Genomic DNA, 13,704 nt, shown 5'->3' on the forward strand with positions numbered 1-13,704 from the left:
TATAAGCTAGCAGCACCCAAAAAATAAACGTTGCAGCAAAGATAAAAATACCAAAGTTTGCAGTAACTATAAATAATTAAAAAGTAAATGTTTGCTAAAAATCCAGCGTGTGATGAGGCTAGTTTCATAATCATCAATAACCATGTTATAATTGTGGTATTAATGATATTGATAATTAAAGATGGCTCATGCAAAACAAAAATTATCAGCGAGGCCTTTATCTTAGTAAAATAACTAAGCAAACTGGTGGTTTTTTTACAATAATAAATTCACGCAGTCTAAGATTTTTATTCACTTTTTATAAAACAACCTTGTAGTTTTACTTACTGTAATGACATTTTATTTTTTCGATAAGTGACCAAATCGTTTTATGGCAGTCGCTGCAGTTTTACCTGATAACTAAAAGAACCATTAATAATACAATTAAAAAGCTCTTTAAAGAGTATTCTCAGAATAATTATACATCACCTCGCCAAGCATGTCGGCTTACCTATCTTCTGCTCAGTATGTGCTGCTCAAATTGTTAAAGTTTAACGCATTACGCTACTGCTCAGCTAAAGCCAAAATCAAAACATAAATAGCTAGCGAGCATAACAGAGTGCCAAGGATGCTTGCACTATCTACTATAAAAATACAATCAAGGAGTTTGACCCCATGCCATATGATAAGGTTATCGTACCAAGAGACGGCGAAAAAGTAACCGTCAACGCTGATTTATCGCTAAACGTACCCAATCATCCCATCATTCCATTTATCGAAGGGGATGGTATTGGCGTGGATATCACTCCGGTGATGATTAAAGTGGTCGATGCCGCCGTTTCAAAAGCCTATAAAGGCAAAAAATCTATCGTTTGGATGGAAGTATATTGCGGCGAAAAAGCCTCTAAGATTTATGACGGCGAATATCTACCGATTGAAACGCTCGAAATTCTGCGCGAATACGTGGTGAGTATTAAAGGTCCATTGACCACGCCAGTCGGGGGCGGTATGCGCTCGCTAAACGTGGCGCTACGTCAAGAGCTTGACCTATACGTCTGTCAGCGTCCAGTACGTTGGTTTGAAGGCGTACCAAGCCCTGTCCATCATCCAGAATTAACGGACATGGTCATTTTCCGCGAAAACGCAGAAGATATCTATGCCGGTATCGAGTGGAAAGCGGGTAGCGATGACGCTAAAAAAGTCATCAAGTTCTTAAAAGAAGAAATGGGCGTGACCAAAATCCGCTTCTCAGATGACTGCGGCATTGGCATCAAACCCGTATCAAAAGAAGGCTCGCAGCGTCTGGTGCGTAAAGCCATCCAGCATGCTATCGACAATGACTTACCAAGTGTCACTCTCGTGCACAAAGGTAATATCATGAAGTATACAGAAGGTGCGTTTAAAGAGTGGGGCTATGAGCTTGCCGCTGAGCGTTTCGGTGCCGAGCTGTTAGATGGTGGTCCTTGGATGACGATGAAAAATCCAAAAACTGGCAATGAGATTATCATTAAAGACGTCATCGCGGATGCTTTCTTACAGCAGATTCTGATGCGTCCTGCTGATTATTCGGTAATCGCGACCTTAAACTTAAACGGCGATTATATTTCTGATGCGCTAGCAGCCGAAGTGGGCGGTATCGGTATCGCACCGGGTGCCAATAAAGGCGGGTCAATCTCTGTCTATGAAGCGACTCACGGTACAGCGCCAAAATATGCTGGTCAAGACAAAGTCAATCCAGGGTCATTGATTTTGTCTGCGGAAATGATGCTCCGTGACATGGGTTGGACAGAAGCTGCTGACCTTGTTATTGATGGTATCAAAGGGGCGATTAAAAACAAAACCGTGACTTATGACTTTGCGCGCTTGATGCCAGATGCTATCTTGCTAAGCAGCTCTGAGTTCGGTGAAGCGATTATTAAGCATATGGATGCCTAAAAGCCAAACAGATAAATAGCAGGCTTTATCAATGTTTAGCTAAAATATTAGCCAATTGTATTATTAGAAAACCGTTAGAAAGAAGGGTGAAAAAGCCATCGACAGCAATGTAGGTGGCTTTTTTATGGTTGTTTTTCTCTATTATTGTCATGATTTTATAGCAGTTTTATCCATGATAGAGAATAAAAAAACACCCCAAAAGTCTGAGACCTTTGGGGTGTTTGATTGATTCTAACTTAGCAAAGCTCGCTAAGTCAGTGTAAAGCCAGTTACAACGAAGCAATGGTCTCGTTGAATAGAGCACTCGGACGCATGGCTTTCTCAGCTAAAGCCTCATCTGGCAAGTAGTAACCTTTAAGGTCCATAGACTTACCCTGAACCTCATTGAGCTGTTCAATGATAGCGGCTTCATTGCTTTCAAGCTTTTGTGCCAGTGGCGCAAACTGTGCTTTTAGCTCGCTATTCTCATCTTGTGCTGCCAGCTCTTGAGCCCAGTACATGGCCAGATAGAAATGGCTACCACGGTTATCCAACTCGCCTGTTTTACGTGACGGTGATTTGTCATTTAAAAGCAGCGTTTCAGTGGCTCTATCAAGCGTATCTGCCAATATTTTCGCTTTGGCGTTGTTGTCGTTTTTGGCCAAATGCTCTAAAGACTCAGTCAAGGCTAGGAATTCACCTAGTGAATCCCAACGTAGATGATTTTCTTCAAGCAATTGTTGCACGTGTTTCGGTGCTGAACCACCTGCGCCGGTTTCAAACAAACCGCCGCCTTTCATTAGTGGGACAACTGACAGCATCTTCGCACTCGTTCCTAATTCTAAAATTGGGAACAAGTCAGTCAGATAATCACGCAAAATATTACCGGTGGCAGAAATCGTATCCAGACCGCGAGCAACGCGCTCTAAGGTATAACGCATGGCACGAACTTGTGACATGATTTCAATATGTAGACCCTCAGTGTCATGATCTTTTAAGTAGGTTTGTACTTTTTTGATCAGCTCGTTCTCATGTGGACGGTAAGGGTCTAACCAAAAGATAACAGGGGTATTTGATTCGCGGGCGCGGCGTACGGCAAGCTTCACCCAATCTTGAATCGGCTCGTCTTTGACCTGACACATGCGCCAGATATCACCTTTTTCAACACGCTGCTCAAGCAATACTTCATTGGTTTCTTCGTCAACGATACGAGCTATGCCAGAATCGCTTGCTTCGAACGTTTTATCATGTGAGCCATATTCTTCTGCTTTTTGCGCCATCAAGCCAACGTTAGGTACGGTACCCATCGTGGTTGGGTCAAAGTTGCCATGCCATTTACAAAAATTAATCATTTCTTGGTAAATACGCGCAAAGGTAGACTCAGGCATAACTGCTTTACAGTCATACATTTTGCCATCAGCGCCCCACATTTTACCGCCTGAACGGATCATAGCAGGCATCGACGCATCGACAATTACATCACTTGGTGAATGGAAGTTGGTGATACCTTTTGATGAATCAACCATCGCTAGACGAGGACGATGCACTTGGCAAGCATGTAAATCGCGCTCAATCTCTTCACGTAAGCTGGCTGGCAATTCGGCAATTTTTTCATACAAACTTGCCATGCCGTTATTGACATTAATGCCTAGCTCATCAAATAACGCGCCATGTTTGTTAAAGGCATCTTTATAATAGGTTTTAACCGCGTGTCCAAAGACGATAGGGTGCGATACTTTCATCATGGTGGCTTTTACGTGCAGTGAAAATAAGATACCGGCTTCGCGGCAATCTTCCATTTCACGCTCATAAAATTCGAGTAGCGCTTTTTTGCTCATAAACATCAAATCGATGACTTCTTTGTCGAGCAAAGCAATGCCTGTTTTGAAAACATTAATAGTGCCATCTTCAGCCACGCGCTCCATACGTACAGTACGGGCTTTATCTAACGTTATCGATTGCTCGCCGTCGTAGAAGTCGCCACTGTGCATGTGTGAGACGTGCGTCTGTGACCATTGCTTCCATTCACCCATAGAATGCGGGTGCTTGCGAGCGTAGTTTTTAACCGCTTTTGGCGCACGGCGGTCTGAGTTACCTTCACGTATGACAGGGTTTACAGAGCTGCCTAGGCTTTTACCATAGCGACGACGGATTTCTTCTTCTTCTTCGGTTTTTGGCTCATCTGGAAAGTTAGGAATCGCGTAGCCTTTGCTTTGTAGCTCTTTAATAGCCGCTTTCAGCTGCTGCACAGAAGCACTGATATTGGGCAGTTTTATGATATTGGCGTTTGGATCTTGGGTCAGTTGACCAAGCTCAGCTAAGGTATTAGGAACGCGCTGTTCTTCCGTTAAGTATTCTGGAAATTCAGCCAACACACGCGCTGCAACAGAGATATCACTGGTTTCAACTTCGATGCCTGCGGTTTGAGTAAAAGCTTTCACAATAGGCAAGAATGATAAGGTCGCAAGCGCTGGGGCTTCGTCAGTTTTTGTATAAATAATTTTTGACATATTAGTAGAGTATTCCTTGTTGTCATTAATGAGGTTGATAAGGCTAAGATATCATTTAATAGCTCTATACAGCCTTCATACAATAATGGGCTACGGGGTTAGTTCAAGTACATCAAGTGTCGTCGTTTATCGCCATTCTAGAGTGGCAAGACTGTCAGAAAAATCTTTCACGAGCAGTCGCTGACCTTTATTGGCTGGTCTTTCTTAAAAAGTCGCTGTCTTAAGCGCTTACTTTATTAAAAGCTCATTATTCAAAGGTCATCTTGACCATTTACTCAACGCTCTCAGACTAAAAGGGTCTAAAAGCTTATGGCTGACGTTATATTATAGTGCATCCACTATAAATCCGATATGATGTCAATGTTGTACATTGAACTAAGTATACTATTTTCGCTCATATCCTATGTATCTGAATTATATTAAGCTAGTAATAGCCTTATTCTACCAGTCATCAGCGTCGATATCATCTTTTGCAGAAAATTAGCACGCTTTTAATGCTATTTTATTCATTCATTAGCTTGTTTCTTAAACGATGAGCTTGTTAAAGTGGCTATTATTTTAGAATAATGGTTTTTTAAAACAGTCATTTCTCTAGCGTTCATTGCCGTACAAATTCGAGCCTAAGTCATCTACCTTGCCGTCGATGGCTTTTTTTATGCTCCTTTTTTTAAACTGTTTTGATAAGCGTATACTTTTGTCCTGCTAGATAAGTTGTCCATGGTTTTTTGCAAATTATGACAGTAAAGAAGTGATTATTTGATAGGCTAAACGATAAATAGAATAGTCTAAAAAATAGTATGGGGATAGTGTGGCAATTATGAATGTACAATATGCGTTACTGAGTGACAGCAGTTGGCAGCATTTGACCAACTGGCAGACACTAGATACGCCTTTTATGTCGTTTGAGTTTTGGCAGGCGCTTAGTGATACTGGGGCAATCGGTGAAAAAGCAGGCTGGTTGCCTATTTATGTCTTAATTCATCGCCCAAACGATAGAAATAGTGATGTAGATAGCGATAGGCATAATCATGCTGATAATCCTATTAATAACAAGGCAACTGAGCAAGTGCTATCTTCAGAACAAATAGGGGAGCCTATTGCGGTCATGCCAGTGTTTATCAAAGGTCATCATCAAGGCGAGTTCGTCTTTGACCATGCGTGGGCACAAGCCTATGCGCAGTATGGTCTCGATTATTATCCGCGTTTGGTAACCAGCGCGCCTTATACACCCGTTACCGGTCAACGTATGTGGTTTGCAGAGGGTGAGATGCTGAATGCGGATATTTTAAAAGCCGCTATCGCAGGAGTCGATGATATTGCTCAACAAGTAGAAGCTTCGGGCTGGCATGGCTTGTTTGTCACGCCCGAAATGGCTGCTATCGCTAACGCATCGATGCCGACTGATATTGAGATAGAAGTAGCGCTTAAAAACCAAGCAAATGGCGTAGTGGCAAAATCAAGTGAGTTACCGATATTGGAGCGCCAAGGCTGCCAGTTTTTATGGCAAAATAAACATCTGAGCAAAGACAGTCAACCCTTTACTGACTTTGAGGCGTTCTTATCGACGCTCAGAGCCAAAAAACGTAAAACCATTCGTGCTGAGCGGCGAAAAGTCAATGAGCAAGGTATTGTATGCCAGCGCAAATGCGGTGATGCTATCACTGCAGCAGATTGGAAAACGTTTTATCATTGTTATGTGATGACATACGCGGTACGAGGGCAACAGCCTTATTTAACATTAGATTTTTTCAAGAAATTAGCTGCTAGCATGCCTGAGCATTTGATGCTGGCGCAAGCGCTTGATGCCAATGGTGAGATTATCGCCAGCAGTTTGTTTTTATACGATAAGCCAGAGAGTAAAAACGCGACGCTTTATGGTCGTTACTGGGGCGCGCTTGGTGAGTATGATAGCCTGCACTTTGAGCTGTGTTATTATCAAGGTATTGAGTTCGCTATCGAACAAGGTTTGAGGTATTTTGACCCAGGCACCCAAGGTGAGCATAAATTAATTCGTGGTTTCATTCCGACCAAAACCCACTCGTTGCACCGTATTTATGATGCGCGTTTTGTCCCAGCGATTAGCGATTTTTGTGCCAAAGACCGCATGCATATGGCGCAGTATCGAGAGCAGGCATTTGAAGCCTTGCCCTTTAATATTGATAATATGCCTACATTTGATAGTACTAATGTTTGATAGCACTGATTAATATTCGATATATCGTTTTTTTAGCAATTGCCTATGTAATAGCTTTTTACTTAACCTTTTCCTATCAGCCGTAAACTATGAACCGTAATCTTTCTTGTTCTAACCCGCTATCTGCTCCCATTGAGCTATTAGATTTTCTCAATACTGAAGGTTCGCTCACTGCCATGCTTGAGGTAAAAGCAGGGCAACCGTTACGCGTCGAGCGTAGCTTTGAGGGTTATCGGTTATTGTCCCTAGCTCAAAAAAAACAATTAAGGGTACAAGGCGCGGCGCTGAGTCGCCCGCTCTTGGCGTGGGTACGCGAGGCACAGTTATATGGCAATGATGTAAAGCCATGGGTGCAAGCGCAAAGTATTTTTCCTTTAGCGAGTTTGAAGGGGCAGGCACGCCGTTTACAGCAGCTAAAAAGTACGCCGATTGGCTATGTGTTATTTAAGCGCAGTCGTACCTTGCCCAATCAGCGTTTTATCCAACAAACCGCAGATGGTTGGCAACGGCAGACACTTTATGATTGGTATGGTCGTAACATACTTATCAGTGAAACTTTTTTGGCGGCGTTTTTATCTAAGGACTGTTAAATAATTGCCATAAAGGCTCAGATGCAAAATCAGTAAGTCATTTATTTTATTGCGCATTTATTTCTCTGATAGCATCATTTAAATCCTTGAGCTTAAGGCGAGGTTTTTTTGCGCTCACAGCACAAATTTTCATGTTACACTTAATCTTTAGCGATGATATCGATGCCTTTATAGTTCGAGTCTATCGCCAATCTGGACAAGTTAATAACAGGTTCATTGCCTTTGCTTGCCCATTTTCACCTCCTTTTATTACTCGCCTCTTTTCAATGAGCACTACCATTAACGATAGCCACTACCTAGGACATCACTATGTTTAAAGATATTTCTATCAAAGAATTTGATCCAGTACTTGCTGAAGCCATGGCCGCTGAAAGCGTTCGTCAAGAAAACCACATTGAGCTTATCGCTTCAGAAAACTACTGCTCACAAGCAGTGATGGAAGCACAAGGCACCGACCTGACCAACAAATACGCTGAAGGTTATCCTGGCAAGCGTTATTATGGTGGCTGTGAGCATGTTGACGTCGTTGAGCAATTGGCCATCGACCGTGCAAAAGAATTGTTTGGTGCAGAATATGTGAACGTACAACCGCATTCTGGTAGCCAAGCAAACTCTGCTGTTTTCTTAGCATTATTAGAAGCCAATGATACCGTCCTTGGCATGAGCTTAGATGCGGGTGGTCATTTGACCCATGGCGCACATATCAACTTCTCAGGTCTGAACTACAACGCGGTACAGTATGGCTTGGTTGAAGAAACGGGTCTTATCGATTATGACGAAGTTGAGCGTTTGGCAAAAGAGCACAAGCCTAAAATGATTATCGCGGGTTTCTCAGCCTATTCACAAGTAGTAGATTGGGCACGTTTCCGCGAAATCGCTGACGAAGTGGGTGCTTATTTACTAGTCGATATGGCTCATGTAGCTGGTCTGGTCGCTGCTGGCGTTTATCCAAGCCCAGTACCATTTGCGGATGTGGTGACTACCACAACGCATAAAACCTTACGTGGCCCACGCTCAGGTATGATTCTTGCTCGTGATGAGAAGCTTGCCAAAAAATTAAACTCAGCGGTATTCCCAGGTAACCAAGGTGGTCCACTGATGCATGTTATCGCTGCCAAAGCGGTATCATTCAAAGAAGCATTAGAAGATGACTTTAAGACTTATCAGCAGCAAGTGGTCAAAAATGCCCAAGCGATGGCGAAAGTTATCATCGACCGTGGCTATGAAATCATCTCTGGTGGTACTGAAAACCACTTGATGCTCATCAGCTTGGTTAAGCAAGAAATGACGGGTAAAGAAGCCGATAAATGGTTGGGTGATGCGCACATTACGGTCAATAAAAACGCCGTTCCAAATGATCCGAAATCTCCATTTGTGACCTCTGGTATTCGTATCGGTACGCCAGCGATTACCACGCGCGGCTTCAATGAGGCGCAAGCGGGTGAGTTGGCAGGTTGGATTTGTGACGTGCTGGACAGCCGTGGTGATGAAAAGGTTACCGCTGAAGTACGTGGTAAAGTGGAAGCTATCTGTAAAGAGCTTCCTGTCTATGCTAAAAATCAGTAATTTCTGATTAGTTGGCTTTATAAGTTAGATATAAAAAAACCGCTTAGCTTTTGCTAGGCGGTTTTTTATTTCATAAATTATTTTTAATCTAACAACATTGCATCAATAGCTTAAAACGGTATCTTCGTAAATATCTGCAAGATAGTCGCGTTAACAATATCGACAAAGAAAGCACCAACCATCGGTACAATCAAAAATGCTTTAGGTGATGGTAAATAGCGATCGGTCACTGCCTGCATATTGGCAATAGCCGTTGGCGTTGCGCCCATACCGAAACCCGAATGTCCGGCTGCCAATACCGCCGCATCATAATCTTTGCCCATAATTCTAAAGGTGACAAAATAAGCATAACCAATCATGACGGCAGTTTGTACGAGTAAGATTATTAAGACCGGTCCTGCTAAATCTGTCAATTCCCACAGTTTCAATGACAACAATGCCATGGCTAAAAATAGGCTTAACGAAGCATTACCAATCACATCGATAGCACGGTCGAACATATCAAAATTGAACACCATGGTTAACGCATTACGGATAATAACGCCGCCTGCTAATGCCCAAACGAAGGTGGGCAGCTCAAATGCGGTGCCCTGTGCAACGATGGTCATCAAATCGGCAAATGCTAAAGCGCCTGCAAACAATGCCAAACTTTCGATAGTAGACGAGGCGGTAATTAGACGAATGTTATCAGGCTTCTCAAACATCTCTTCATGTCTATGATCGTCATCTTCGGTATGCTTGGTACTGTATAACGACTGCTTACCAGCTAATTTTTCTACCTCGCTTGGATTTGGATTGACAGGTGTTGGTTTAAGTCCCATTTTATTGATCAATCGACGTGCAACAGGACCACCAACCAAGCCACCTGCAACCAAACCATAAGTAGCAACGGCAATACCGAGGGTGGTGGCACCAACCACACCATACTGTTCTTCTAACACAACACCCCATGCACCCGCTGTACCATGCCCGCCTGTTAGAGCGATTGAACCTGTGACCAAGCCGAGCAAAGGATCAAGACCAAGCGCGCTTGCCATTGCTACGCCAACCACATCCTGCAAGATAATAAAAACGGATACGACAATGGTAAAAATGAGTAACGGTGAACCACCAGCTTTCAGGCGTCCAAAATCGGCACTCAGACCAATGGATGCAAAAAACATCAGCATGGTCGCAGTTTGTAACGCTTGATTGAAGCTAAAGGTATGACCCCATATTAAATTAAGAGCATATACAATCGCAGCAGCAACCAGACCGCCTGCGACAGGCTCCGGAATATTAAAGTCTTCTAAGAACTTGATCTTCTTTACCAAGAAGCGTCCAAGCAAAAGTACCAGCGTGGCTAATATCAGGGTGTAATAGCCGTTTAGGGTGATTTCCATATGTTAATCCTTTATATAAATATAAATATAAATTAACCTGAATTCGGGATAAATCTGTTTTTATCTCGAATTCAGATTCTTATCTTATGGGCGACTCAAAGAATCGTCGGACGCCACAACAATCCATAATTTCGGTTTGCCAAAATCTTTATAAGCGTCCTCAATGATGCTCTTAAAGACATTAAAGTCCTCAGTGTTGATTTTTTCTACCTTATTTAAGTAAAGCGTGAAATCTGTGATATCACTATCGGTTAAACAGTCCCAAGCGCTGTCCCAATTATGGGCAAAATAGCTCGGAAAATTGGCGGCTTTTGCTAAGCTGGTCAGTAGCGTTTCTTTATCTAAAACATCGCCAATTGGAATGTTAATCGCTTGCTCAGGAATGCCGTCCACAAAGGCTTTATTTTCCTGCTCAATGTCGTTTTGATTGATGCTGTTTTGATTAACATAGTAAATAGCTTGGCTCATACTAGTTTACCTCTAACGGTCGAAAGCTATCGTAATGGTCGACGGTCAAATAATAGACGGTTGGTGGATGACCGCCTGTCACAATACGCCGTGCGCCTCGATCAGAAATCCCCGGCGTAGGTACGGTATATTCCCGATAATAGCCTTGCGACTGGGCAGGTAGCTTGCCTTCACGATTATAGAAAGTCGTGCCATCTTTATTCGGATAGGGGAACGGCCCGCCTTGCTGAATAAGCGCCAGTGTCTGATCTATTTGTGCATCACCCGTGATAGCTGCTGCACTGGAGCTAGTGGTTTTAGATGCCGTCTGTGATATAGGCGTTGTTTGCATGCCATCTGCAAACAAACTGGATTTTAAATCCCCAAAGAGGTAAACCGCGATGGCAATAATGGCGATTAAACTCAATAAGGTAGAGAAACTGCTTTTCTTGTTTTGGCTGCCACGAGTATTTTTCTGCTGATTGTTTTTCTGATAAGCGTTTCGATTATTTTTATGCTGAGTCTTATCTACATTGCGATGCGCTGAATTTGTCACTGAATTTGATGCTGAAGTTGCTAAAATACTTAATTCATCAGAGGTAACTTCAGTCGCGCGCAATTGATTTTTTTCATTACGCTGACTATTAAAATAGACGCGTTGACCTTCGTTGATAGGTTGCGCCAAGCGCACGGTGCTGATATGAAAGAAGACATCTTCACTTTGATTGTCTACCTCGATAAAGCCGTAGCCTTTATCGGCATTCCAGTGTTTAATTTTGCCGCTTTGCATGGGCGCGCTATCCTATCGATGGTTTTTATTCAGCAAAATAATTTTTATATAACATATTTATCAATAATAAAAAACGCCAGCAATGAAGCTGACGTTTTTTATTGATTATACTTGAGTTGGGTAATAAATTATAGTGAGGAAATAATACGCTAGGCAGGTATTGAGCTAGGTGCGCGTTTCGCCATGACCGTAAACGATCCATTTTTGTGAGGTCAAACCTTCGAGTCCAACCGGTCCGCGCGCATGGATTTTATCGGTTGAAATACCGATTTCAGCACCAAGTCCATATTCAAACCCATCAGCAAAACGGCTAGAGGCGTTAATCATGACGCTGGCCGAATCGACTTCGCGGATAAAGCGTTGCGATTTGGTGTAATTGTCGGTAATGATAACGTCAGTGTGATGGCTGCCATGGGTATTGATATGCTCAATCGCTTCATCGATACCTGATACTACTTTAATGGCTAGAATAGGCGCGAGATATTCAGTATCCCAATCATCGCTGGTCGCTGCCGACAGATGACCTTTGAGGGTAGCATTGTCATTTAAAATAGCCTGTGATTTCTCATCAAGGCGCAGTTGCATGGCATCGTCGGCTTTGACGATGGCTTCAGCAACTTTTGGTAATAGCTCATTGGCGATTGATTCATCGACCAATAGCGTCTCCATAGTATTACAGGTGCCATAGCGATGAGTTTTGGCATTGACGCTAACTTTAATAGCAATATCGGCATCGGCATCGCTATCGATAAAGGTATGACAATTACCGTCTAAATGCTTAATAACGGGTACGCGTGCATCACGGCTAATGCGTTCAATCAAGCCTTTACCGCCGCGTGGCACGATAACATCGACATAGTCAGTCATGGTAATCAGCTCGCCAACGGCAGCGCGGTCGGTGGTCTCTAGCACTTGGACACTATGCTCAGACATATCGACTTTCTTTAAACCTTTTAAGATGCATTTAGCAATCGCTTGATTGGATTCAAATGCTTCCGAGCCACCACGTAGAATAATAGCGTTCCCTGACTTTAGCGCCAAGGAAGCGGCTTCTAAGGTCACGTTAGGACGTGACTCATAAATCATACCGACCACACCGAGTGGCACGCGCATTTTACCTAAATGAATACCTGATGGCTGATAGGTCATATCTGTGACTTCACCGATAGGATCGGGTAGCGCCGCGACGTCTTTTAAACCTTGCAGCATACCATCGAAACGTGCGTCGTTTAGTTCTAGGCGATCTAATAAGGCGGCGTCTAAGTTATTTTTTTTACCCTTATCCATATCGACTTTATTGGCAGCTAAAATATCTGCTTTGGCGCTTTTTAACTCATCATAGATAGCCATCAACGCTGAGTTCTTTTTGCCCGTATTGGCCGCCGCAAGTGCTCGTGATGCGGCGCGTGCTTGCTGACCAACGGTTTGCATGTAAGTAGTAATATCTGCGGTATTCGATTGACTCATAAATTCTCTTCCTTATATTTATAAATAAAGGGTTGTAGACCAGTAATCATGAATCTTAAGCGTTATAAAATATTTATGCATAAAGAAAAGCAGTAGAACTGCCAATTATCATCACTAATCTACAAAAATATGTTTTTTCAGAATCTGAAAATGCTCTGCTATTTAACATAGAGGAGATGAAGACCATAGTAAAGTCGATTTTGTGAACAAAGACCGTTTATCAAGCACTGCAGAGTTTTTTAGCGTTGTTTTCGATTATCTTTTATAAACATTTGGTTTTATGTTTTTACTATTATTTGGTTTTTATCAATAAGAATAGGAATAGTACTTTAAAATAAAAGATGAGCAGCTAGAACTCAGTGTGCTGTTACGTATTTTTAACAGAACTGCGCTGTAATTGCTAAGGTAATGATTATAAGTCGTGCGTATAGTGGGCGCTAAGATATTAGCTCACCACGCTATTAATAAGATGAATAGCAGTGACTAGTAGGATAAATACTCATGATGGAGAATAAAATGGCTATTGAAAAGAATGCGTATAAAAACTGGTTAACGATTGGCTTAGTGGCAGCGGCATTAAGTATCAGCGCCTGCGGTAAAAAAGACGAGGCACCGATGGATGTCGAACCAACAGCTGATGCGCAGACAGCGGTAGAAGATGAAGCAACGGGCGTCGCAACTGCAGGCAGCACTGATGATGTCGCAATTGCCAGTGCGAATGGCAGCAGCAACAACACCAACCAAGGTATGGCAGTCGGTGAAAATGATGATGTTGCAGTAGCAACTGCCGATGATGCGGAAGTACTCGATGGTACTGAAAGCGAAGAACATGTTTCCACTTACTAGTCTTGCTAAGTTCTGACTG

General features: G+C 42.7%; 10 protein-coding genes. 5 read left to right on the forward strand and 5 right to left on the reverse strand.

The features are described 5' to 3' along the window. Positions 1-654: 654 nt before the first annotated feature. A complete protein-coding gene (gene icd, locus FQ084_RS10555; protein ID WP_149490580.1) occupies positions 655-1,914 on the forward strand; it encodes an NADP-dependent isocitrate dehydrogenase in 1,260 nt (419 codons plus the stop codon). Between the two features lie 269 nt (positions 1,915-2,183). Here the strand turns inward: icd and FQ084_RS10560 are convergent, their stop codons facing one another. Then, positions 2,184-4,403 carry an NADP-dependent isocitrate dehydrogenase gene (locus FQ084_RS10560; protein WP_149490581.1) on the reverse strand — a complete coding sequence of 740 codons (2,220 nt, stop codon included), beginning with the start codon at positions 4,401-4,403 and terminating at the stop codon, positions 2,184-2,186. Positions 4,404-5,220: 817 nt separating this feature from the next. Between FQ084_RS10560 and FQ084_RS10565 the strand changes: the two genes are divergently transcribed. From FQ084_RS10565 to glyA, 3 genes are all read left to right on the forward strand, one after another. Beyond that, positions 5,221-6,597: a GNAT family N-acetyltransferase gene (locus FQ084_RS10565; RefSeq protein WP_149490582.1), complete on the forward strand. Its 1,377-nt coding sequence runs from the start codon at positions 5,221-5,223 to the stop codon at positions 6,595-6,597. A gap of 89 nt (positions 6,598-6,686) precedes the next feature. Further along, positions 6,687-7,187: a chorismate--pyruvate lyase family protein gene (locus FQ084_RS10570; RefSeq protein WP_149490583.1), complete on the forward strand. Its 501-nt coding sequence runs from the start codon at positions 6,687-6,689 to the stop codon at positions 7,185-7,187. A 309-nt stretch (positions 7,188-7,496) separates the two neighbouring features. Next, on the forward strand, positions 7,497-8,753 hold the full coding sequence (gene glyA / locus FQ084_RS10575; RefSeq protein WP_149490584.1) for a serine hydroxymethyltransferase: 1,257 nt from the start codon (positions 7,497-7,499) through the stop codon (positions 8,751-8,753). A 110-nt stretch (positions 8,754-8,863) separates the two neighbouring features. On the opposite strand, the gene FQ084_RS10580 is transcribed toward glyA, so the two are convergent. From FQ084_RS10580 to FQ084_RS10595, 4 genes are all read right to left on the reverse strand, one after another. After that, positions 8,864-10,135, reverse strand: a complete 1,272-nt coding sequence (locus FQ084_RS10580) for a sodium/glutamate symporter (RefSeq protein WP_149490585.1) — start codon at positions 10,133-10,135, stop codon at positions 8,864-8,866. Between the two features lie 84 nt (positions 10,136-10,219). Continuing rightward, positions 10,220-10,603, reverse strand: coding sequence for a barstar family protein (locus FQ084_RS10585; protein WP_149490586.1), 384 nt, complete (start codon positions 10,601-10,603; stop codon positions 10,220-10,222). Between the two features lies 1 nt (position 10,604). Next, entirely contained in the window at positions 10,605-11,372 is a 768-nt protein-coding gene (locus FQ084_RS10590; RefSeq protein WP_149490587.1) for a ribonuclease domain-containing protein, read from the reverse strand. 165 nt (positions 11,373-11,537) lie between these two features. Continuing rightward, positions 11,538-12,839: a glutamate-5-semialdehyde dehydrogenase gene (locus FQ084_RS10595; protein ID WP_149490588.1), complete on the reverse strand. Its 1,302-nt coding sequence runs from the start codon at positions 12,837-12,839 to the stop codon at positions 11,538-11,540. 501 nt (positions 12,840-13,340) lie between these two features. Here FQ084_RS10595 and FQ084_RS10600 point away from each other — a divergent pair. Then, on the forward strand, positions 13,341-13,685 hold the full coding sequence (locus FQ084_RS10600) for a hypothetical protein (protein WP_149490589.1): 345 nt from the start codon (positions 13,341-13,343) through the stop codon (positions 13,683-13,685). Positions 13,686-13,704: the final 19 nt, after the last annotated feature.

The organism is Psychrobacter sp. ANT_WB68 (assembly GCF_008369115.1).
In the GTDB taxonomy this organism is placed as follows: Bacteria; Pseudomonadota; Gammaproteobacteria; order Pseudomonadales; family Moraxellaceae; genus Psychrobacter.